The sequence below is a fragment of the Deinococcus sp. KSM4-11 genome, from assembly GCF_004801415.1.
Classification (GTDB): Bacteria; Deinococcota; Deinococci; order Deinococcales; family Deinococcaceae; genus Deinococcus.
The window spans coordinates 558,525-580,372 of record NZ_SSNX01000002.1 but is presented as its reverse complement, the minus strand read 5'-3'; the positions used below and the strand labels follow the sequence as shown (position 1 = coordinate 580,372).

Here is a 21,848-nt window from a genome sequence, read left to right as displayed (position 1 = left end):
CTTGGGAGGCAATGGCCCGACTTGAGATGCAGTCAGCGACAAGGCGGGATCAGTGGACGCGGCGCAGGTCGCCGGCGTCACGGACGCTGTTGTCACGGCGGGTCAGCACCACGTCTCCGGCGGCGCGGCGCAAGGCGCCCAGCGCTGCTCTCACGGCCCGATCCGCCTGCTGCTCACTCTGGAAGGCCGTCTGATCCCACGGCCAGCGCCACGCCGGTCGGCTGCGCACCCGGTCACGGGCGTTCAGGGCGCGGGCCACGGCCCCCGCCGGAATGGTGAGTGCGGCCACCGCGTCGCTCTCGACTTCATACAGCAGGTCGACATCGAGGACGGCGCCCTGGAAGAGCGATTCCACGCCCAGCGGCGTTGTTCTGGACGTTCTGAGGTGCGCGACCTGATCGAGTTCCGCGTCCAGCCCGAGGGCCAGCGGCGGCACCCGCAGGGTCTCACCGAGGCGGCCGAGCACCACGAAGCGCCCGGCGCGGCGGGCCACCAGGGGCACCAGACGCTGGGAACGGCCGGGCGTGGCGCGCAGGCACATCAGGCCCTGCGCGGCACGGTACAGCACGTCGTCGTCGCCGAGCATGGCAGCGAGGTTCGTGCTGTGTTGTCCGGCCGTCCATCCGATCGTCATCTTGCTTACATGGTGCCCCACGCTCGTGAGAATGTCCACGGACAGATGAATGCGGACATTTATGGAGTGATGATCTCCGGGGGGGGAGGGGGGGATTACCAGGCGTACGCTTCGGGGGCCTGACCGCCGGGGCCGGGCCAGATCTCGTCCAGGGCCTTCAACGTGGTTTCGTCCAGGGTGATGTCCAGGGCCCGCAGGGCGCCAGCCAGCTGCTCGGATGTGCGCGGACCGACGATCGGCGCGGTCACGCCGTCCTGGTGCAACAGCCAGGCCAGGGCCACGTCGGCCGGCTCATGCCCCAGATCCCGGCACAGCGTCTCATAGCGTTCGAGCGGCGCACGGTACTTCTCGATGGTCTTCTGCATCCCCTCGCTGGCCCGGCGGCCTCCCTCGATCTTCTGGAGCACGCCGCCCAGCAGGCCGCCGCCCAGCGGACTCCAGGGAATCACGCCCACGCCGAACGCGCGGCAGGCCGGCAGCACCTCCAGTTCGACCATGCGGGCGTTCAGGTTGTACAGGCTCTGCTCGGACACCAGGCCCAGGAAATGCCGCTGCGCCGCCACGGTGTTCGCCTGCGCGATGTTCCACCCGGCGAAGTTGCTGCTGCCCACGTACACCACCGAACCGTCCTGCACGAGGCGCTCCATGGCCTGCCAGATCTCGTCCCAGGGCGTGGCGCGGTCGATGTGGTGCATCTGGTACAGGTCGATGTGGTCGGTCTTGAGGCGGCGCAGGCTGTCCTCGCAGGCCCGGCGGATGTGGTACGCGCTGAGCTTCTGGTCGTTGGGGCCCTCACCCATCTTGCCGTACACCTTGGTGGCCAGCACGACCTTGCCGCGGCGGGACGGGTCGGCGTCGAGCCAGCGCCCCACGATCTGCTCGGTAACGCCCTCGCCCAGGGTGCGTCCGTAGACGTTGGCGGTGTCGATGAAGTTGACGCCCGCGTCCAGGGCCTCGTCCAGGATGCGGTGGGCATCGGCTTCGCTGGTTTCCGGCCCGAAGTTCATGGTGCCGAGGCACAGCGGGCTGACCTTGAGGCCGGTGCGGCCGAGTTGACGGTAGTCCATGCCCGTGACCCTACGCCCGTTGGCCGGACGCGATGGTCGGGAATCCTTCATGCTTGGCTGAAAGGATTCAGAGGCGTCCCGGCCACGTTAGGATCGAGGTCTGCCCGTCGCCTCACCGCAGCGCACCCCGCGCCCGGTGGGGCGGCCGGACTCGCCACAGGAGGCAAGCATGCGGAGCATCAAATTAGGAACGAGTGACCTCGACGTCCCCGTGATCGCGGTGGGCTGCATGCGGATCAACACGCTGGACAAGGCCGGCGCCGAGCGCTTCGTGGCCGCGTCGCTGGAGCAGGGTGCGAACTTCTTCGACCACGCCGACATCTACGGCAAGGGAGCGTGCGAGGAGATCTTCGCGGACGCCGTGCACATGAGTTCCAGCGTGCGCGAGGGCCTGATCCTGCAGAGCAAGTGCGGTATCCGACCTGGCCAGTTCGATTTCAGCAAGGAGCACATCCTGGAGGCCGTGGACGGCATCCTTGGCCGCCTGAAAACCGACTACCTGGACATCCTGCTGCTGCACCGCCCAGACGCGCTCGTCGAGCCCGACGAGGTCGCCGCCGCCTTCGACGAGCTGGAACAGGCAGGCAAGGTGCGGCACTTCGGCGTGTCGAACCAGACGCCGAACCAGATAGAACTGCTGAAAAAGAGCGTGAAGCAGCCCATCGTCGCCAACCAGCTCCAGCTGAGCATCACCAACGCCACCATGATCACCCGCGGCTTCAACGTGAACATGGAAAATGCCGAGGCCGTGGATCGGGACGGCGGCATTCTCGATTACTGCCGCCTGCACGACATCACCGTCCAGCCGTGGTCGCCCTTCCAGTTCGGCTTCTTCGAGGGCGTGTTCCTCGACAACGCGAAGTTCCCCGAACTGAACGCGAAGATCGACGAGGTCGCCGCGAAGCACGGCGTGAGCAACACGACCATCGCCATCGCGTGGCTGCTCCGTCACCCGGCACACATGCAGCCCGTGACGGGCACCATGAACGTGCAGCGTCTGCAGGACTGCTGCAAGGCCGCGGACGTGACCCTGTCCCGCGAAGACTGGTACGGCATCCTGCTGGCCGCCGGAAACACGCTGCCCTGAGGCCGTGACCGAAGGCAGGGTTCCGGTGAAGTCGCCCGGAACCTTGTCTTTTTGCCTCTAGGGCATCTTCCGAACGCCTCAAGGAACGTCCATGAACGGCAAGCGGATTGTCATGGAATGTGGTGAGCGGTGCTGGTGGATGATTCCCGTTTGAACCACGGATCAGAGGATCAGGTCAGGATGCCGGAGCTTCAGGCAAGGCAGCGGGGGCGGGACTTCGTAGACTTCGGCCATGCCCAGCGCGTGAGCTCCTGGCCCGTCCGACCTGAGGTGATCCATGTCGCGTGAATCCGAATTCCGGCCCATTCTCTCTGCCAGCCCCCACCGCGCGCCGGAGCGGGCAGAGCTGCTTGATCTCGCGGCGCTGCTGGGCGTGTACGCGCCCTACGACGGCAGCCACGCCCTGCGCGTGCCGAACGCGTATGCGGTGCGGTCCTCACGCATGAACGCGGAACTGTTCCACAGCGTGTATCAGCCGTCCGTGTGCATCGTCGCCCAGGGCACCAAAACCGTGTTCCTCGGGCCGAACATCTATGAATACGACGCGCAGCGGCTGCTGGTCTTCTCGCTGGAACTGCCGATGGCGTCGCAGGTCACGCAGGCGAGCGCGGCCGAGCCGTACCTGTGCCTGAAACTGAACTTCGACCCGGCGCAGGTCGCGCGGCTCAGCGGGCTGGTGTATCCCCACGGCCTGCCACCCATCCGTGAAAACCGGGGCGTTTACGTGGGCGACAGCACCGCCGGCATCGTGGCCACCGCCACCCGCCTGCTTACCCTGATGGCCGATGAGGGCGACGCCACCCTGATCGGACCGCTGGTCGTGGAGGAACTGATCATCCGGCTGCTGCGCAGCAGCGTGGGGGGCCGCATCGCGCAGATCGGGCACGAGGAATCGACCGTGCAGCGCGTGGCGAAGGCCGTGGACTGGGTGCGGGCGCATTTCGATCAGCCCATGGACGTGCCCGTGCTGGCGGAGATGGTGCACATGAGCCCGTCGACCTTCCACGAGCACTTCAAGTCCGTGACCAGCCTGAGCCCGCTGCAGTTCCAGAAAGCGCTGCGGCTCCGCGAGGCCCGCCGCCTGATGCTGACCGGACGGGTGGACGCCACGACCGCCAGCCGCCAAGTGGGGTACGCCAGCGCGTCGCAGTTCACCCGCGAGTACGGCCGCCTGTTCGGCCTCGCGCCCTCCCGGGACATCGCCCAGCTGCGCGAGCACGGCCCGGTGTCGAGTGCGGCGAACTGATGGCCGACCATTCCCCACCCACTGTTCCACCCTTCAGGAGTGAACCATGACCCAGCAACCGTCCCGCGCCCAGCAACTCGTCGGCGATGTCGCACCCAAACTGGCCTAGCTCACGGATGACGTGCTGTTTGGCGACGTCTGGGCCCGTCCCGGCCTGTCGCGCCGCGACCGCAGCCTGATCACGGTGGCCGCCCTGGTCGCCCTGAACCGCCCCGAGCAGCTCCGCTCGCATCTCGCCCTCGGCCTCGGGAACGGCCTGACGCCGGAGGAGATCGGTGAGGCCATCACGCACCTCGCGTTCTACGCCGGCTGGCCCAGCGCCATGACCGCCGCGCCCGTCGCCCGTGACGTGTTCGCCCAACAGGAGAAGAAATGACCCCGACCACGATCCTGCCCACCCGCTACCTGCGCGACCTGAGCGTGTCGGCCCTCGGCCTGGGCTGCATGGGCATGGCGCAGTCCTACGGCGCGGCCGACGACCGCGAGAACCGGCGCACCCTCGACCGCGCCCTGGAGCTGGGCGTCACCTTCTACGACACCGCCGACGCCTACGGCAACGGCAGCAACGAGGAGCTGCTGGGCGGCTGGCTGCAGGGCAAGCGTGAGCGCGTGATCCTGGCGACCAAGTTCGGGATCGTGCGCCGCACCGAACCGGGCCTGCACGTCAATGGCCGGCCTGAGTACGTGCGGCAGGCCGTGGAGGCCAGCCTGAAACGCCTGAACACCGAGTACATCGACCTCTATTACCTGCACCGGGTCGATCCGCAGACGCCCATCGAGGACACCGTCGGGGCGATGGCCCAGCTCGTGCAGGAGGGCAAAGTACGCGCCCTGGGCCTCTCGGAGGCTGGGAGCGACACCCTGCGCCGGGCCAGCGCCATCCACCCCATCAGCGCGGTACAGAGCGAGTATTCCCTGTGGACGCGCGACCCGGAAGACGGCGTGCTCGCCACCTGCCGCGAGCTGGGCATCGGCTTCGTGCCGTACAGCCCGCTGGGGCGCGGCTTCCTGAGCGGCACTGTGACGTCCCCGGACGATCTGGAACCGGGCGACATGCGGCGCAACCACCCGCGCTTCCAGGGGGAGAACTTTCAGAAGAACCTCGACGTGGTCACGGAGATCAGGCGGATTGCGGCCGAGAAGGGCGTCACACCCTCGCAACTGGCCCTCGCGTGGGTGCTCGCCCAGGGGCAGGACATCGTGCCGATTCCCGGCACCAAGCGCGTGGGCTACCTCGAGGAGAACCTCGGGGCGCTCGACGTGATCCTCACGCCAGACGACCTCGCGCGCATCGATGCGGCCTTTCCGCCCGGACTGGCGCAGGGCACCCGGCAGCCCGCGAGTGGCATGGGCCTGCTGAATGGCTGAGCCGGCCACGCCGACCCTCGCGCTGGAACCGGGCCTGCCCGCGCCGGACGCCGCGCCGACGGCGGCTCCCAACCGGCCCCTGTTCGGGGTGGCGCTGTCGGTGGTCGCCGTGCTGCTGTTTGCCAGCATGGACACCATCACCAAGGTGCTCACGGCCAGCCACCACTACCCGGTGCCGCTGGTCGCGTGGGCGCGGTACACCGTGCAGCTGGTGCTGATGACGGCGCTGCTCGCCCCCCGGCAGGGCCGTGACCTCCTGATCCCAAGCCGGCCAATACCGGTGATCGTGCGCTCGTTCAGTCTGGTCGCCGCAACCCTCTTCATGGGCCTGGCCCTGCGCCGGCTCCCGCTGGCCGAGGCGGAGGCCATCGTGTTCACCTCGCCGATGCTCGTCGTGCTGCTGGCCGCGCCGCTGCTGGGCGAGAAGCTCTCGGCCGGGCGCGCGGTGCTGGCCGCCGTGGGCTTCACGGGCGTGCTGCTGATCGCGCGGCCCACCGGGCACCTGGACGGACTGGGCGTACTGTTCGCGCTGGGCTGCGCCGTCGTGACCACCGCGTACAACCTGATGTCCCGCACGCTGCGCGCCGAGCGGCCCCTGACGCTGCTGTTCAACTCCGCCCTGGTCGGCGCGGTGGCCTTCGGCATCCTCACGCCGTTCTCCTGGAGTGGCGACGCCCTGTCGTGGAGTCTGATCCTGATGTTCCTGGCGCTGGGCCTGCTGGCCGGCGTGGGGCACTTCCTGCTCACGCTCAGCTACCGGTACGCGCCCGCGTCGGCCATCGCGCCGGTCTCGTACCTTCAGCTGTTCTGGGCGGGCGTGCTGGGCGTCCTGGTCTTCGGGCACGTGCCCGACCCCCTGGCCCTGCTCGGGATGGGGATCATCGCGGCCTCCGGCATCGCCACCGTCGTGTCCGGCGGACGGTCGCCCAAGGCCGTGCCCGCCGTGCGCGCCTGACCACGGCGCGCTCTTGTCAGATGGTCGGCATGACGTTGCCGCCGCTGACGGAGATGTACTGCCCGCTGATGAAGGCCGCGAGATCCGAGGCGAGGAACGCGACGAGGTTGGCGACGTCCTGGTCGGTGCCGCGCCGGCGCAGGGGCACGTTCCTGGCGTAGGCGGCCTGGGCGTCGCTGCCGTCGGCGGGGTGATCCTCGCTGACCATCCAGCCGGGCGCGACCTGGTTCACGGTGATCTGGTGCTCCCCGACCTCGCGCGCCAGCACGCGCATCACGCCGTCCAGGCCGCGCTTGCCAGCCACGTAGGCACTCTGTGTGGGCGCGGCCTGCATGGCGCACTCGGTATTGATGGCGATCACGCGCCCACCGCCGCGCAGAGTCATGGCCGGGACGAAGGCACGGGCCATCAGGACGGCGTGCAGAACAGTCGTGCGGTACTGGCTGTCGAAGTCCTCCAGGGGCTGCTCGAGAACCGTCGTCCAGGCATACTGCGCCACGGCGTTGTTCACGATGATGTCCGGGGAACCCAGGACGGCCTGAACAGCGTCGCGCATCCCCAGCACGCTTGTTTCGTCGGTCACGTCGGCCTGGACGGCGTGGGCGCGCACCCCCAGCGCCGTGAGCTCCGCCTGGAGGGCGTGTGCCTGCGCGGCGTTCCGGTGGTAGTGGATGGCGATGTCCGCGCCGCAGGTGGCCAGGGTGCGGCACATGACGCGGCCGAGCTGTCCGCTGCCGCCGGTCACGAGCGCTGTGTGTCCGCGTAGATCGATGTTCATGGCGTCCTCCGGGGGGGAGCAGTACTTTCGCGTTCGACCAGCGCGGCGGGAAGCAGCAGCTGTTCGGTGACGGCCTCGCCGTTCACCTTGCGCAGCAGCAGGTCGGTCGCGGCGACGCTCATGGCGGCCAGCGGCAGATCGACGCTGGTGAGGCGCGGAATCGTCCACTCGGCAATCTGGGCCGTGGTGACCCCGATGACGGAACAGTCGTCCGGGACGCGCAGGCCCTTGGAATACAGCGCGCGCAGCACGCCGACCTGCGTGTGCCCGGAGGCCACAATCGCGCTCAGGTGCGGAGACCGTTCGATCAGGCGCAGGGCGGCGCGGTGGCCGTTCTCGATGTCGAGGGGGGCCGGTTCAAGCTCGACCCGGAAGCCGTGCTGCTGCTGGGCGCGGTACAGACCGCGCCGGGTGGCGTACCAGTTCTCCTTGCGCTCGCCCTGGTCGTCGTCGGCCGCGCCGGGCGGCACCAGAAAGCCGATCTCGCGGTGGCCGAGGCGCGCGAGGTGATCGAAGGCGAGGTAGAAGGCCTCCTCGAAGTCGAAGTCCACGGAACTGAGACCAGTCATGTCGCCGGTCTGTCCGATCAGCACGAAGGGGTGGGCGCTGCCGCGCAGGGCCTCGATGCGGGGATCGTCGTGGGCCGTCTCGATCAGCAGCACGCCGTCGACGTACTGGCCGCGCAGCAGGGCGAGCACCTGCTGCGGCGTCTGGTTGAGGAAGATGCCCAGGGTGTGGTCGGCGCTGCTGGTGCGGGCGGCGGTGGCGGTCAGGAGTTCCATCATGGCGGCGTCGCTGGCGGGCAGGGCCGGAGCGACCAGCCCCAGGGAGTACGAGCGGTGCTCGCGCATGCGCTGAGCGACGGCGCTGGCCGAGTAGTCCAGGGCCTCAACAGAGGCCAATACCCGTTCGCGGACGGCGGGCGAGATGCTGCGTTTGCCGTTCAGGGCGTAGTGGACGGTGCTGGGTGAGACTCCGGCGTGGGCGGCGACATCCTTGATCGTGGGCATGGGGGCCTCGTGGTGGGTTCACCATAGCGGGCGCGGTGGACGGTGTCGAGGTGACGTCTGGCTTGGGGTGTCGAACCACACCCATTGACAATCGAATCGTTTCGATAGTACGGTGATCCCACACCAGTTCGTTGTCAAGCCCCGGCCCGCCGAGACCGTGGACGCCGTTGTCGTCTGCCGCTCTTGCCCCGCCGCGTTCCCCCGCTCCACCCTGGAGGCCCCATGCACAGTTCAGGACTCAGCCCGGCCGCCCGCTCCCGCGCCGAACCCAGACGCCGCCCGCGCCTCCTGAAACGCGCCCACGAACAGCGCTACCTGCTCGCCATGTCCCTGCCCTTCGTGGCGCTGGTGTTCGTGTTCAACTACGTGCCGATCTGGGGCTGGCTGATGGCCTTCCAGCGCTACCGGCCCGGCCGGCCCTTCTTCGAGCAGCAGTGGGTGGGCCTCAAGAATTTCACCGACCTCTTCCAGGACGAGACCTTCTACCTGGCCCTGAAGAACACGCTGGGCATGAGCGTGCTGGGCCTGATCCTGGGCTTCACGCTGCCCATCATCTTCGCGCTGCTTCTCAACGAGATGCGCGCCGGCCTGTTCAAACGCACCGTGCAGACCGTGTCGTACCTGCCGCACTTCGTGTCGTGGGTGGTCGTGGCGGGGCTGGTGTACAAGATGCTCAGCACCGACGGCGGCCCCATCAACCAGCTGATCGCCCACTTCGGCGGGCCGCCCGTGCAGTTCATGGCGCACAGCAATTACTTCTGGGGTGTGGTCGTGCTCTCTGACCTGTGGAAGGAGATCGGCTGGAACACCATCATCTACCTGGCCGTCATGACCGCCATCGAGCCGGCCCTGTACGAGGCCGCGCGCGTCGATGGAGCCGGACGCTGGCAGTTGATGCGGCACATCACGCTGCCCGGCATCAGCCGCGTGGTGATCATCCTGTTCGTGCTGAGCATCGGGCACCTGACCGCCATCGGCTTCGAGAAACAGCTGCTGCTCAGTAACCCAGTGGTCAAGGACAGCGCCCTGGTGCTCGACCTGTACGCGCTCCAGAACGGCATCGGCATGAACAAATTCAGCTTCGGCACGGCCATCGGTGTCGTCAATTCCCTGGTCGGGCTGGCGCTGCTGTTCGGCGCGAACGCCTTCTTCCGCCGTAAGACCGGCGACAGCATTATCTAGGAGGCCTGGACATGAGACCAACTTCAGGTGAGGCGAAGACGAACCCGAGCGGACTTGCAAAGCTCCGCAGGAGAGCGAGCAGAAGCCGCGTACCGAACTGGAGTGATGGAAGGACAGCCCGATCTTTCCACGGGATGTCTTGGAATCACGGAGGTTCGGTATGACGCACCTTCCCACGGGGCCACGTGCCCGGCCCTCGACTTTCGACCTCGTGAACGGCGCGCTGATGCTGCTCGTGCTGATCGTGACGGTCTACCCCTTCCTGAACGTGCTGGCCATCGCGCTGAACCAGTCGCAGGACACCGTGCGCGGCGGCATCACCGTGTTTCCCCGCCACCCCACGCTGGACAACTTCCGCGCGATCTTCGCGTACGGCAACATCCCGCAGGCCTTCTTCATCTCGGTCGCCCGGACGGTGATCGGCACGGTGCTCAGCCTGGGCGCGTGCGCCATGGTCGCGTACGTCCTGAGCCGCCGGGACTTCCTGGGGCGAGGGCTGCTCTCGCGCTTCCTGGCGATCACGCTGTACGTCAGCGGCGGCCTGATCCCCGGCTTCCTGCTGATCCGCGACCTGCACCTCATGAACACCTTCTGGGTGTACATCCTGCCCACGCTGATCAACGCCTTCAACATCTTCATGATCCGCTCGTACATGGACGAACTGCCCGTCGAACTCCAGGAAAGTGCCCGCATCGACGGCGCGAACGACCTGGTGATCTTCGTGCGGATCATCCTGCCGCTGTGCGCCCCGGTGCTCGCCACGGTCGCGCTGTTCATCGCGGTGGGCCAGTGGAATTCGTGGTTCGACACGTACCTGTACAACAGCAGCAGCCCGCAGCTGAGCACGCTGCAGTTCGAGCTGATGAAGATCCTGCAGTCCACCCAGTCCGGCGCAGACGCCATGCACAGCAGCGAACTCAAGACCCAGCAGATCACCCCGGACTCGATCAAGATGGCGATCACCATCATCACCATCACCCCGATCCTGGTCGTCTACCCGTTCCTGCAGCGGTATTTCGTGGCCGGCATGACCCTCGGCGCCGTCAAGGGCTGAACCACCCCCCGTCCCATTCCTGTTCCCCGCCCAAGGAGGCCCCATGAACCGTACCCGCCGCGTGACCGCCCGCACCACCCTCGCCCTGCTGACCCTGGCCCTGACCGCTGCGGGCACCGTGACCGCGCAGGGCACAACGCCCAAGCCGATCACCTTCACGGCCTTCTTCGCCGATCCCAATGCCAACTGGAACGGCATGCAGGACGAGGTCGGCAAGGTGATCACCGCGAAGACCGGCGTGACCCTGAAGGCCGAGTTCGCGGTCGGCAGCCCGGACGAGAAGATCAACCTGATCGCCGCGTCCGGCCAGTACCCGGACCTGATCTCGCCCAAGGGCGCCGCCGGCGTGCTGGTCGACGCCGGGGCGATGCTCGACCTGACCGACCTGATCAACAAGTACGCGCCGAACATCAAGCGCGTGATCGGCAACCAGTTCGACCGCATGCGCTTCTCAAACAAGGATCGCGGCATCTACTTCGTGCCCACCAACGACGCGATCAACCAGACGTACTTCGACACGGACGCGTGGTTCAAGCTGCAGCTCGCGGCCCTGAAGGAGCAGAAGTACCCGCAGGTGAAGACCCTGGCGGACTACGAGAAGGTGATCGCCACGTATATCAAGGCGCACCCCAAGACCGCCGACGGCCGTCCCACCATCGGCCTGAGCCTGCTGGCGGACGACTGGCGCTTCCTGATCAGCGTGACCAACCCGGCGTTCTGGGCGACGGGCGGGAGCGACGACGGCGAATGGTACATCGATCCCAAGACGTACAAGGCCACGCTGCATTTCTTCAAGCCGGAGGAACGCGAGTACTTCCGCTGGCTCAACCACATGAACGACATCGGTCTGCTCGACCCGGAGAGCTTCACGCAGAAGTACGACCAGTACCTCGCCAAGATCGCCTCGGGACGCGTGGTCGGCGTGATCGACGCCGGGTGGGAGATCGGGGACGCTGTGAACTCGCTCAAGGCTGCCGGGAAGCACGACCAGATGTACGGCCGCTTCGGCGTGACCACCAAGCCCGGCATCAAGGTCGCGTACAACCAGCCCACCGGCTTCGTCGGCGGCTGGGGCATCGGAATCACCAAGTCGTGCAAGGATCCCATCGCGGCAATCAAGTTCCTCGACTACCTCGCCAGCCCGGAAGGACAGGTGCTGAAGAACTGGGGGGTGCAGGGCAAGCAGTATGTGGTGCAGGGCGGCAAGCGCGTGATCCCGGACGCCGTGCTCAAGCAGAAGAACGGCGACCCCGCCACGTTCCAGCGCACCACCGGCGTCGGGAACTACAACATCTCCATCCGATACGGTGACGGCGTGAAGGACCCGGGCGGCAATTACTACACCACCACCTACCCCGAGCAGATCATCGACGCCTACACGCCTTCCGAGAAGGCCGCGCTGAGCGCGTACAAGGCCAAACTCTGGAACGACCTGCTGCCCAAGGCCAGCACCTTCCAGCCCAAGCCGTGGGGCGCGGCGTGGTCGATCCAGGTCTCGCAGGACAACCCGCTCAACGAGTTCTTCAACAAGGAACAGGACATCGCCCGCAAGGCCATTCCCCGAATGATCCTCGGCAAACCCGCCGACTTCGACAAGGCCTACGACGCGTTCCTGGCCGAGCTGACCGCCAAGGTCGGCAAGTACGCCGACATGGAGTCCGCGCTGGTCAAGGATCGCCTGACCCTCTGGAATGTGATCAAGTAAAGCGTCGCTGGTGCCGCGCCCGCCACGCTCCCGGCGGGCGCCGCCATGACCTGTATCCCCTTCCGGGCCAACTGGAACCGGCACCCCGAATCACGCTGGCCTGCCCGATTCCCGTTCTGCGCCTGCCCATATTGATCCCCGCAGGGTGGCGCCACTCCTCCAAGGACACTCACCCATGACCCACCGCTCCACCCTGTGGTACCCCCGCCCGGCGGCCGACTGGAATGAGGCGCTTCCCGTCGGCAATGGCTGGCTGGGGGCCATGGTGCACGGCGGCCTGCATGGCGACCCACACGGTGAGCACCTGGATCTCAACGAGGGCACGCTGTGGTCTGGCCAGCCGCGCGACGACGTCAACTACGAGGCCCGCCGGTACCTGCCACTGGCCCGTGCCCTCCTGAAGGAGGAACGCTGGTACGACGCCCAGCAGGTCGTCGAGACGCACCTGGAAGGCCGCCTCGGCGAGGCCTACCAGCCACTCGGCACCCTGCGCGTGCAGCGTGTGGGCGGCGGGGAGCCGCAGGTGGAGTACCGCCGGACGCTCGACCTGGGCAGCGCCATTCACGCCGTACAGCTCGGTGCAGAGCGGCGGGAGACTTTCATCAGCGCCCCGGATCACGTCCTGGTGGGCCGCTGGACCGGCCTGGATCCGGCCGTCAGGTACGTGGTCTCTCTCGGGTCGCCTCATCCCCACCGGGTTCATGGGCGATCTGGTGACCTTCATCTGCACATCCACCTGCCGACCCGCGTGCTGGACGCCTTCCCGTGGCTCCCCCCGCACCCGGAACCGGTGCTGTACGAGCCAGGCCTGGGGCTGGAGGGCCACGGCCTGCTGCGTGTGCGCGTGACGGATGGACAGGTGGGGTTTCTCCCCGCGGACGATGGGCACGCGGCCCGGTTCCAGATCGAGGGGGCCAGCGGGTTCACGCTGCTGTTCACAGCGGCCAGCAGCTTCGCCGGGTGGAACGTCGCGCCCCGATCCGGAGACCCGGAACCGCTGGAGCGGTGCATCCGCGTGCTGGACGACGCATCCGCCCTGAGCGACGACACGCTCACCGATCGCCACCGGCAGGATCACGCGGCCCTGTTCGACCGCGTGACGCTGGATCTGAACCGCGAGCGCCGCGACGACGTGCCCACCGACGAGCGGCTGCGGCAATACGCGCAGGGCACACCCGATGCCGACCTGGAGCGGCTGTACTTCGATTTCGGCCGCTACCTGCTGATCGCGTGTTCGCGGCCCGGCGGGCAACCCGCCACGTTGCAGGGCCTGTGGAATCCCCACGTGCAGCCCCCCTGGCAGTCCGACTACACCATCAACATCAACACCCAGATGAACTACTGGCCCGCCGAGCCCTGCGGCCTGGGCGAGCTGAGCGGGCCACTGGAGACGATGCTGCATGAGTTGGCCGCCTCAGGCCAGCGCACCGCCCGCGTGAACTACGGCGCGCGCGGCTGGGCCGCCCACCACAACACGGATCTGTGGCGCATGAGCACCCCGACCGGCGGCGACGCCAGCTGGGCGATGTGGCCGCTCGGCGGAGCGTGGCTGGCGCGGCAGCTGTGGGAGCGGCAGCTGTTCCGCCCGGATCCCGAGGTGCTTGCCCGCCACTGGCCGGTGCTGGAGGGCGCGGCCCGGTTCCTGCTCGACTGGCTGGTCGAGGAGGGGGAGGGTACGCTGGGCACCAGTCCATCGACCAGCCCGGAGAACCGCTTTCTGGACGCGGAGGGCCGCCCCTGCGCCGTGAGCGAGAGCAGCACCATGGATCTGAGCATCATCCAGGACCTGCTCCAGATCGCGGCGCAGGCCGCCGAGACACTGGATACCGCATCCGAGCTGCGTCAGGAGATTTCGCTGGCCCTGCCCCGCCTGCGACCACTTCAGGTGGGCGAACGCGGCGAGCTGCTGGAATGGAGCCGCCCCTTCCCCGAGTCCGAACCCGGGCACCGGCACGTCTCGCACCTGTACGGCTTGTATCCGGCGCACCTGTGGGGAGAGCGGCCGAACCTGCAGGCGGCGGCCCGCCGCACGCTGGAACTTCGCCTGGCGGCCGGCGGCGGCCACACCGGCTGGAGTGCCGCGTGGCTGCTGAACCTGCACGCCCGACTTCACGACGGCGCGGCGGCCGCGGCCATGCTGCGCCAGCTGCTCTCGAAATCCACCCTGCCGAACCTGTTCGACAACCACCCGCCCTTCCAGATCGACGGCAATTTCGGCGGCACGGCCGGGATCGCGGAACTGCTCCTGCAAAGCCAGGGGGGCGACCTGCGGCTGCTTCCGGCCCTGCCGCCACACTGGACGCAGGGAGCAGTGCGCGGCCTGCGGGCCCGCGGCGGCCTGAGCGTCGATGTGGCGTGGGCGGATGGCCACCTGACCGAAGTGATCCTGCGGCGCGTCGCGGGTGATCCGGCCCGCCCCGTCACGGTGCACTACCTTGACCGGCAGATCCCAGTGAAGGTCGATTCCGCCGCTCCCGTCACCCTCGGCCCCACCCTTACACCCCCCTCCGCCCCATCCGGCGACCCTTCCCTGGAGACCCCATGACCACCCGCGTGCCACCCTTCACAAAAATGCCGTACGGCGGCGACTGGAACCCCGAGCAATGGGAGCGGCCCGTGTGGGACGAGGATGTGGCCCTGTTCGAACAGGCTGGTATCGATCTGCTGAGCGTCAACATCTTCGCGTGGACGGCCCTGCAGCCGGACGAGGACACCTATGACTTCGCGCGGCTGGACGAGATCCTGGCGCTGCTGGAAGCGCGCGGTCTGCGGGCGTGCCTGGGCACCAGCACCGCCGCGATCCCCGCGTGGATGGCGACGCGCTTTCCCGACGTGCTGCGCACTGACTTCCAGGGCCGCGCACATAAATTCGGCGACCGGCACAACGCGTGCCCGAACAGTCCCACGTACCGGCGCTTCGCGCCCGCGCTGGCCGGACAGCTGGCGCGGCGCTACGCGGGACGGGACGTGGTGGCGCTGTGGCACGTGTCGAATGAGTTCGGCGGAGCGTGCTACTGCCCGCGCTGCGAGTCGGCCTTCCGGGTGTGGCTGCGCGCCCGCTACGGCACGCTGGACGCCCTGAACCACGCGTGGAATGCCACCTTCTGGAGCCAGACGATCACCGACTGGGACGAGATCGTGGTGCCGAACGTCCTGACCGTGCAGTGGAGCGAGCGCTCCACCGCCGTGCAGGGCCTGACGCTGGATTACCAGCGCTTCATGTCAGACGCGCTGCTGGGCGCGTACCGGCTGGAGGCCGACGCGATCCGCGCCGAAATCCCGGGCGCGGTGGTCACCACGAACCTGATGGGGCCGTACCGTCCGCTGGACTACCGCGCGTGGGCACCGCACCTGGACGTGATCGCGTGGGATTCGTATCCCGCGCCGCACGACCCGCCTGCCGCCGTGGCCCTGAAGCACGACCTAATGCGCAGCCTGAAGTCGGGCCAGCCCTTCATGCTGATGGAGCAGACGCCCAGCCAGACGAACTGGCAGCCGGTCAACGCGCTCAAGAGGCCCGGCGTGATGCGCCTCCAGTCGTGGCAGGCCGTCGCGCACGGGGCGGACGCGGTGATGTTCTTCCAGATGCGGCGCTCGGTGGGCGCGTGCGAGAAGTTCCACGGCGCGGTCATGGAGCACCATGGCCGCACCGACACCCGCGTGTTCCGCGAGGTCGCGGCGCTGGGTGCGGAACTGAAGGCGCTGGGCGACGTGACGCTGGGCGCCCGCGTACCCGCCAGGGTCGCCGTGTGGTTCGACTGGCCCGCGTGGTGGGCCGTGGAGAACTCGATGGGGCCGTCGAACGCGCTGGAGTACCTGCGCGAGGTCACGGCCCTGTACACGGCCTTCCACGCGCAGGGGTACGCCGTCGATCTGGTCGGCCCGGACAGCGACCTGGGGGAGTACGGCGTGGTGGCTTCCACCCTGCTGTACCTGCTGCCGGCGGAAACCGCCGAAAAGATTACAGCCTTCGTGGAAGGCGGCGGGGTGTTTCTGGCGGGCCTGCTGAGCGGCGTGGCCGACGAGTCCGACCGGGTCTTTGCCGGCGGCCCGCCCGGCCCGCTGCGCGACCTGCTGGGCGTGTGGGTCGAGGAGGTGGACGCCCGCCCACCCGGCGAGGAGAACGTGGTGGTGATGCAGGGCGGCCTGGAGGGCACCTTCGCGTGTTCGCTGCTGTTCGAACAGGTGCGCGTCGAGGATGCTGAGATCCTCGCCACCTACGGGCAGGATTTCTACGCGGGCACACCGGTGCTGACGCGCCGCCGGGCCGGACGGGGGCAGGCGTGGAAGCTGGGCACCAGCGTGGATGCTCCGGGCCTGCGCGCCCTGACCCGCGCCTTGTGCGACGCGGCCGGCGTGTCTCCCGTGGTGCCGAACCTGCCAGACGGTGTGGAGGTCACGCGGCGCGAGGGTGACGGCGGCCGGTTCCTGTTCCTCCTCAACCACACGGCCGAGGAGCGGCAGGTGAACGTGCCGGGCCTGGTGGGCACCGACCTGCTGAGCGCTGAGGTGCTGGGCGAGTCCGTGACCCTGCCACCGCGCGGCGTACGGGTCATCCGCGAAGAGGCGCAGGCGTGAAGTTCACGGACGGCAACTGGCTGACCCTGCCCGGTATCAAGCCCGCGTATCCCGCCGAGGCCTACGACGCGCGTCAGGACGGAACCACGCTGGAACTGTACGCGCCGACCCGTCCGGTCCGGCACCGGGGCGACACGCTGGAGGGACCGCTGCTCACGGTGCGGCTGTCCTCGCCGCTGCCGGGCGTGATCCGGGTGCGGGTCACGCACTTCGAGGGCACGCCGGACGCCGGGCCAGCCTTCCACCTGTGCGGCACGGACGCGCCCGTGGACATTCACATCGACGACGCGCTCGCCTCCCTGACGAGCGGACCGCTGCGGGCCGAAGTCACCCGCTTTCCGTGGAGTTTGCGATTCTTCCATGGGGACGAGCCGCTGACCCGCTCCGCCGGGCGCGGGATAGGCTACATCCGCCGGGACGACGGGCAGACCTTCCTGCATGAGGGCCTCACGCTGGACGTCGGGGAACTCGTGTACGGCCTGGGCGAGCGCTTCACAGCCTTCGTGAAGAACGGGCAGAGCGTGGACATCTGGAACCGCGACGGCGGCACCGGCAGCGACCAGGCCTACAAGAACGTGCCGTTCTACCTGACCAGCAAGGGCTACGGCGTGTTCGTGAATGACCCCGGCGCGGTGTCCTTCGAGGTCGCCAGCGAGCGGGTATCGCGGGTGCAGTTCAGCGTGCCCGGGGAATCGCTGGAGTATCTGGTGATCGCCGGGCCGACCCCGGCCGAGGTGCTGGAACGCTACACGCGCCTGACCGGCCGCCCGGCGCTGCCGCCTGCGTGGAGTTTCGGGTTGTGGCTGAGCACGTCCTTCACCACCGACTACGACGAGGCAACCGTCACCTCCTTCCTGGAGGGCATGCGGGAGCGCGAGTTGCCGCTGTCGGTGTTCCACTTCGACTGCTTCTGGATGAAGGCCTTCCAGTGGTGCGATTTCCAGTGGGATCCCGCCGTGTTCCCCGATCCGGAGGGCATGCTGGCGCGGCTGCACGGGCGCGGCCTGCGGGTCAGTGTGTGGATCAACCCGTACATCGCGCAGAAGTCTCCCCTGTTCGCGGAGGCGGCGCGCGAGGGCTATCTGCTGCGCCGCGAGGGGGGCGGCGTGTGGCAGGGCGACCTGTGGCAGCCGGGCATGGGCATCGTGGACTTCACGAACCCGGCGGCGCGGGCGTGGTTCGCCGCGCACATCCAGCGGCTCGCGCGGCAGGGCGTGGACGCGATCAAGACCGATTTCGGCGAGCGGATTCCACACGAAGGCGTGACGTGGCACGACGGCAGCGACCCCGCGCGCATGCACAACTACTACCCACAGCTGTACAACGAGACCGTGTTCCGCGCGCTGAATACGGAGCGGCCCGGCGAGGCGACCCTCTTCGCGCGCAGCGCCACGGCGGGCGGACAGCAGTTTCCGGTGCACTGGGGCGGCGACTGCGACTCGACCTTCGAGAGCATGGCCGAGAGCCTGCGCGGCGGCCTGTCGCTGGGCCTGAGCGGCTTCGGCTTCTGGAGCCATGACATCGGCGGCTTCGAGGGCAATCCCCCTCCAGCGCTGTACAAGCGCTGGGTCGCGTTCGGGCTGCTGTCCTCGCACAGCCGCCTGCACGCCAACCACACCTACCGCGTGCCGTGGACGGTCGACGAGGAGAGCGTGGAGGTCCTGCGGCACTTCACGCGCCTGAAGCTCTCGCTGATGCCGTACCTGTACGCGCAGGCCCTGACCGCGCACCGACAGGGACTGCCGATGATGCGCGCGATGGTGCTGGCCTTCCCGCACGATCCCACGTGCGCGGCACTCGACCGGCAGTACCTGCTGGGTGACGCCCTGCTGGTCGCGCCGGTCTTCCGCGAGGACGGCCGCGTACAGGTCTATCTGCCCGAAGGCACGTGGACTCCCCTCCTCGGCGGCGAGACCGTCACCGGCCCGTGCTGGCGCACCGAGACCCATGGCGTCCTGGGCCTGCCGCTGTACGTGCGGCCCGGCACGCTGCTGGCCACGGGTACGGAGCTGGAACGTCCGGAGTACGACTACGGCAACCAGCCCCTGCTCACGCTGTACGCGCTGGCCGACGGCGGCGTGGCCCGCGCCGTGATCCCCACACTGGACGGCGGTGAGGACTTCACCGTCGAGGTGAGGCGCGAAGGCCGAATCCTGCACGTCACGCGTTCCGGGGCAGCCCGTCCCTTCCGCCTGCGCGTCGCCGGGCAGGACGCCATACATGAGGTGAGCGCGGACACTGCCACAGTACCGCTCGGCACCTGATCTCGACCCAGACCAGACGCGGGCCGTACCCGGAGCAGCGGCCATTTCTCTCGCTTCGCTCTGGAGGCCCGCTTCCTTCAGCCCGAGGCGGTCACGCCGCACAGGTTTACGTGGAGGCCCATCGCGGCGAACATGGCGGCCTTCGCCTCCAGCGCTTGCCGCGCGCCCGCGTCGTCCGGGGCGTAGGCGACGTTGAGGTGGTTGGCCTGGTGTTTGGCCATCATCTGGTCGCGGCTTACCCCGTGCAGCACGGCGTTCATGATCGGCCACTGCGGCGTGGTCGCGTGCCAGCGGCGCTGCACCTCCGCGTCCGGCAGATCGACCGCCCGCCCTAGGCCCAGGTCCGCGTGCAGGGCGCCGCCCTGGACGTACACCCGGGACCACACGATGGGCCCGGCGCGGCTCACACCGCGCAGCGTGCCACCTCCCAGCCGGAAGTACATGGGTGGCTGGCGCTGGCTGTCGGCCCCGGCATAGCCGTTCACGAAATGCGAGGCGGGCGCCGCGCCGGAGATCAGGAACACCCAGACGAACTCACCGCCATACTCCTCACCCCAGCGCAGGTCGTGCAGCGTGCTGGACGGTTCGAAGCCCAGGGCCGTCCACACGCGGTTCGTGACCAGCAGATCGATGGCGGCGCCCTCGTCCACCTCGTTGAAATGCGGCAGGGCCGCGCCGGTGTACAGTTCCGCGCCCGTGTCGGCGTGGAACACGGGCGGGCGATCCGGGTTGTTCAGCAGGCCCTCGGCCAGGTCACTGGCGGGCACCGTGTCCTTCAGGCCCTGCTGGTACTGGATGCCCACAGCGTCACACCCGAAACGGTCGGCGATGCGCGTGGCGGCGATGTACATCTTCAGCTGTTCCACCGTCTGCGCGCGGGTCAGGTCGGTGGCCGGATCGCTGCCCCAGGAGAAGGACATGCCCCTGGCCAGCAGCCACTCCAGCGCCCGGTGCGCCTCGTCGCCGGACACCAGGGCCATCTCGGCGACCAGCGCCGACTGGCTCAGGCGCTCCTTGTAGAGGCCGCACGGGTTCATCAGCTCGTCGTCGATGATGGCGTTGTACATGCCCATGCAGCCCTCGTCGAACACGCCCAGGATCGCCTTGCGGTCGCGCAGCTCGGCGGCCAGCCGCTCGCCGAGGCTGCGTGGGCCGGCGCTCAGGGCGGCCCGTTCCAGCGGCCGGACGTGGCTCAGGTCGTGCTCGATGCGGCCGGTCTCAACCCATTCACGCAGCCGATCGAGGAACCATGGATCCCGGAAGTCCTCGCTCCACACGGTGCTGTAGCGCACGCCCATCTTGGTCAGGCTGCCGTTCAGGTTCAGCAGACCGACCAGGCCCGGCCACTCGCCACTCCAGTTCGCGACCGTCAGGATCGGGCCCTGGTGATCCCGCAGTCCGGCCAGCACATGGGCGCTGTACTGCCACACGGCTTCCGCGACGATCACGGCGCTGCCTTTGGGAATCGCGCGGAACACGTCCATGCCCATGCGCTGCGACGAGATGAAGCCGTGGCCTTCGCGATCATCGTAGGGGTGGGCGCGCGTCACCTGCGTTCCGAGCGCGTCCAGGGCGGCCGTGAGCTGCGCTTCCATCAGCGCCTGGGCGGGCCAGCAGGTACGGTTGGCGCTGAGTCGCAGGTCTCCGCTGGCGACAAGGTAGGCGTGCGCGGTGGCGGGCATGGGGACTCCTTGTGGATCCGGGTCAGGTGGCGTCGCCGGACCAGCCGGCCAGCATCTCGCTCTGGACATACGCGAGGTGGTCGTGCATGGCGGCGCGGGCGGCGTCCGGATCACGGCGTTCGAGCGCCTCCACGACCTTGCGGTGATCGTCGAAGGAATGCTCGCGCACGTGCGGCATCTGGCCCAGATGCTCGTCGAATTTCAGGGCCACGGCGCTGTCACGGTCATTGAAGAGTTCCTCGATCAGATCGGCCAGGAGCTGGTTGCCGGTCGCGCGGGCGACCGTCTCGTGGATGGCGCGGTCGTCGGCCGCCGACCACTGCCCCCGGTCGAAGGCCACCTTCAGGGCCTCCAGGTGTTTGTTTAGGGAGGTCAGATCCCTGTCCGTGATCGTCTCGGCGGCGAGCGCCGCGACCTGGGGTTCGATCAGCACCCGCGCCTGGATGACCTCCAGGGCCGTGTGGCGCGGCAGGGCCGTGCGGCGCCCGGGCCGGGCGCCGCGCGGCCGGACGAACATGCCCACGCCCACGCGGATGTCGATCAGACCGCGCACTTCCAGCGCGATCATGGCCTCCCGAACCGTGGGGCGGCTGACGCGCAGCTGTTCGGCCAGGTCACGTTCCGACGGCAGCTGGTCGCCCGGACGGTACTCGCCGGTGGCGATCAGCGTGGCGACCTGATCGGCGATCTGGGCGTACAGCCGCCGCGATTCCAGCGCTTCAAGCGGCACGGTGCCCCGGAGCGGGTGGCCGCGTGCGCGGGTGGGCGGGCGTGACGGAGCGGAGCGTGTCGGTGGTCATCAGGAAGCACTCCGATCCCGGGGTGATGGGCGCGGCAGACGGAATGGACGGGCGAGGCACCGCTCATGATGGTCACCGAATGTGACGGTGTCAAGTGGCCTGACCAGTATGGGAACCAGAGTGTAGACACGTGGCTGGCGGGGAAGGAGTGCGCCTGGGCATCGAACGCCTTCGGTCGACCAGGATGGATGTTCTGCGCGGACGTTCAGCAGCCTGCCCCAGAATGGCGCGGCGCTTCCACGGGTGGTCAGGCCACTTGACAGGCCCTGGAGTGGCGTCTACACTCCCCTCAGCATCACAATTCATGGTTGCCAGGGACAGTTCTGGCCCGGCGTGGACGCCTTCCGACGTCCCGGAGCGGGGTGCGGACACCACGGTGACCTGTCGGTTTGCCCTCTGCCGCCCCACCTGCCGCTCTCTGCCGTCCGCTGGAGGATC

The 21,848-nt window shown here is 68.4% G+C and carries 17 protein-coding genes; 11 read left to right on the top strand and 6 right to left on the bottom strand.

From position 1 onward, the window contains the following. Positions 1-49 precede the first annotated feature (49 nt). Positions 50-634, bottom strand: coding sequence for a hypothetical protein (locus tag E7T09_RS09670; RefSeq protein WP_136388950.1), 585 nt, complete (start codon positions 632-634; stop codon positions 50-52). A gap of 95 nt (positions 635-729) precedes the next feature. Next, positions 730-1,701, bottom strand: coding sequence for an aldo/keto reductase (locus E7T09_RS09665; RefSeq protein WP_136388949.1), 972 nt, complete (start codon positions 1,699-1,701; stop codon positions 730-732). 169 nt (positions 1,702-1,870) lie between these two features. Between E7T09_RS09665 and E7T09_RS09660 the strand changes: the two genes are divergently transcribed. The 5 genes from E7T09_RS09660 (at position 1,871) to E7T09_RS09640 (ending at position 6,357) form a co-directional block, all read left to right on the top strand. After that, positions 1,871-2,788, top strand: a complete 918-nt coding sequence (locus tag E7T09_RS09660; protein ID WP_136388948.1) for an aldo/keto reductase family oxidoreductase — start codon at positions 1,871-1,873, stop codon at positions 2,786-2,788. 277 nt (positions 2,789-3,065) lie between these two features. Beyond that, on the top strand, positions 3,066-4,034 hold the full coding sequence (locus tag E7T09_RS09655) for an AraC family transcriptional regulator (RefSeq protein ID WP_136388947.1): 969 nt from the start codon (positions 3,066-3,068) through the stop codon (positions 4,032-4,034). 121 nt (positions 4,035-4,155) lie between these two features. Beyond that, the gene (locus E7T09_RS09650) at positions 4,156-4,410 is read left to right on the top strand and encodes a carboxymuconolactone decarboxylase family protein (protein ID WP_205746975.1); all 255 of its coding nucleotides are present in this window, start codon (positions 4,156-4,158) and stop codon (positions 4,408-4,410) included. Then, positions 4,407-5,402, top strand: coding sequence for an aldo/keto reductase (locus E7T09_RS09645; protein ID WP_136388946.1), 996 nt, complete (start codon positions 4,407-4,409; stop codon positions 5,400-5,402). The genes E7T09_RS09650 and E7T09_RS09645 overlap by 4 nt, the downstream gene beginning before the upstream one ends. Then, complete coding sequence (locus E7T09_RS09640; protein ID WP_136388945.1) at positions 5,395-6,357, top strand: DMT family transporter; 963 nt, start codon at positions 5,395-5,397, stop codon at positions 6,355-6,357. The genes E7T09_RS09645 and E7T09_RS09640 overlap by 8 nt, the downstream gene beginning before the upstream one ends. A 16-nt stretch (positions 6,358-6,373) precedes the next feature. Here the strand turns inward: E7T09_RS09640 and E7T09_RS09635 are convergent, their stop codons facing one another. Both E7T09_RS09635 and E7T09_RS09630 read right to left on the bottom strand, forming a co-directional pair. Next, complete coding sequence (locus E7T09_RS09635; protein WP_136388944.1) at positions 6,374-7,135, bottom strand: SDR family NAD(P)-dependent oxidoreductase; 762 nt, start codon at positions 7,133-7,135, stop codon at positions 6,374-6,376. After that, the gene (locus E7T09_RS09630; protein ID WP_136388943.1) at positions 7,132-8,145 is read right to left on the bottom strand and encodes a LacI family DNA-binding transcriptional regulator; all 1,014 of its coding nucleotides are present in this window, start codon (positions 8,143-8,145) and stop codon (positions 7,132-7,134) included. Before E7T09_RS09630 ends, E7T09_RS09635 begins: the two co-directional genes overlap by 4 nt. A gap of 222 nt (positions 8,146-8,367) precedes the next feature. On the opposite strand from E7T09_RS09630, the gene E7T09_RS09625 reads away from it, so the two are divergent. From E7T09_RS09625 to yicI, 6 genes are all read left to right on the top strand, one after another. Next, positions 8,368-9,327 carry a sugar ABC transporter permease gene (locus tag E7T09_RS09625; protein ID WP_136388942.1) on the top strand — a complete coding sequence of 320 codons (960 nt, stop codon included), beginning with the start codon at positions 8,368-8,370 and terminating at the stop codon, positions 9,325-9,327. Positions 9,328-9,487: 160 nt separating this feature from the next. Continuing rightward, positions 9,488-10,381 (top strand): carbohydrate ABC transporter permease, encoded by an 894-nt coding sequence (locus tag E7T09_RS09620; protein ID WP_136388941.1) that lies wholly within the window; start codon positions 9,488-9,490, stop codon positions 10,379-10,381. A gap of 43 nt (positions 10,382-10,424) precedes the next feature. After that, the gene (locus E7T09_RS09615; RefSeq protein ID WP_136388940.1) at positions 10,425-12,086 is read left to right on the top strand and encodes an ABC transporter substrate-binding protein; all 1,662 of its coding nucleotides are present in this window, start codon (positions 10,425-10,427) and stop codon (positions 12,084-12,086) included. Between the two features lie 175 nt (positions 12,087-12,261). Next, positions 12,262-14,631, top strand: coding sequence for a glycoside hydrolase N-terminal domain-containing protein (locus tag E7T09_RS09610; protein WP_136388939.1), 2,370 nt, complete (start codon positions 12,262-12,264; stop codon positions 14,629-14,631). Next, positions 14,628-16,664, top strand: coding sequence for a beta-galactosidase (locus E7T09_RS09605; RefSeq protein WP_136388938.1), 2,037 nt, complete (start codon positions 14,628-14,630; stop codon positions 16,662-16,664). Before E7T09_RS09610 ends, E7T09_RS09605 begins: the two co-directional genes overlap by 4 nt. Next, a complete protein-coding gene (gene yicI / locus E7T09_RS09600; protein WP_136388937.1) occupies positions 16,661-18,928 on the top strand; it encodes an alpha-xylosidase in 2,268 nt (755 codons plus the stop codon). The genes E7T09_RS09605 and yicI overlap by 4 nt, the downstream gene beginning before the upstream one ends. A 77-nt stretch (positions 18,929-19,005) precedes the next feature. On the opposite strand, the gene E7T09_RS09595 is transcribed toward yicI, so the two are convergent. Beyond that, a complete protein-coding gene (locus E7T09_RS09595; RefSeq protein WP_136388936.1) occupies positions 19,006-20,610 on the bottom strand; it encodes a fucose isomerase in 1,605 nt (534 codons plus the stop codon). Between the two features lie 22 nt (positions 20,611-20,632). Further along, a complete protein-coding gene (locus tag E7T09_RS09590; RefSeq protein ID WP_136388935.1) occupies positions 20,633-21,340 on the bottom strand; it encodes a FadR/GntR family transcriptional regulator in 708 nt (235 codons plus the stop codon). Positions 21,341-21,848 lie beyond the last annotated feature (508 nt).

Excerpts from the sequence above, each read along its gene's own strand:
- E7T09_RS09670 (WP_136388950.1), bottom strand. The coding sequence starts at position 634 with ATGACGATCGGATGGACGGCCGGACAACACAGCACGAACCTCGCTGCC.
- E7T09_RS09645 (WP_136388946.1), top strand. The coding sequence starts at position 4,407 with ATGACCCCGACCACGATCCTGCCCACCCGCTACCTGCGCGACCTGAGC.
- E7T09_RS09615 (WP_136388940.1), top strand. The coding sequence starts at position 10,425 with ATGAACCGTACCCGCCGCGTGACCGCCCGCACCACCCTCGCCCTGCTG.
- E7T09_RS09625 (WP_136388942.1), top strand. The coding sequence starts at position 8,368 with ATGCACAGTTCAGGACTCAGCCCGGCCGCCCGCTCCCGCGCCGAACCC.
- E7T09_RS09605 (WP_136388938.1), top strand. The coding sequence starts at position 14,628 with ATGACCACCCGCGTGCCACCCTTCACAAAAATGCCGTACGGCGGCGAC.
- E7T09_RS09660 (WP_136388948.1), top strand. The coding sequence starts at position 1,871 with ATGCGGAGCATCAAATTAGGAACGAGTGACCTCGACGTCCCCGTGATC.
- E7T09_RS09640 (WP_136388945.1), top strand. The coding sequence starts at position 5,395 with ATGGCTGAGCCGGCCACGCCGACCCTCGCGCTGGAACCGGGCCTGCCC.
- E7T09_RS09655 (WP_136388947.1), top strand. The coding sequence starts at position 3,066 with ATGTCGCGTGAATCCGAATTCCGGCCCATTCTCTCTGCCAGCCCCCAC.
- E7T09_RS09665 (WP_136388949.1), bottom strand. The coding sequence starts at position 1,701 with ATGGACTACCGTCAACTCGGCCGCACCGGCCTCAAGGTCAGCCCGCTG.
- E7T09_RS09630 (WP_136388943.1), bottom strand. The coding sequence starts at position 8,145 with ATGCCCACGATCAAGGATGTCGCCGCCCACGCCGGAGTCTCACCCAGC.
- E7T09_RS09635 (WP_136388944.1), bottom strand. The coding sequence starts at position 7,135 with ATGAACATCGATCTACGCGGACACACAGCGCTCGTGACCGGCGGCAGC.
- E7T09_RS09595 (WP_136388936.1), bottom strand. The coding sequence starts at position 20,610 with ATGCCCGCCACCGCGCACGCCTACCTTGTCGCCAGCGGAGACCTGCGA.
- E7T09_RS09610 (WP_136388939.1), top strand. The coding sequence starts at position 12,262 with ATGACCCACCGCTCCACCCTGTGGTACCCCCGCCCGGCGGCCGACTGG.
- E7T09_RS09620 (WP_136388941.1), top strand. The coding sequence starts at position 9,488 with ATGACGCACCTTCCCACGGGGCCACGTGCCCGGCCCTCGACTTTCGAC.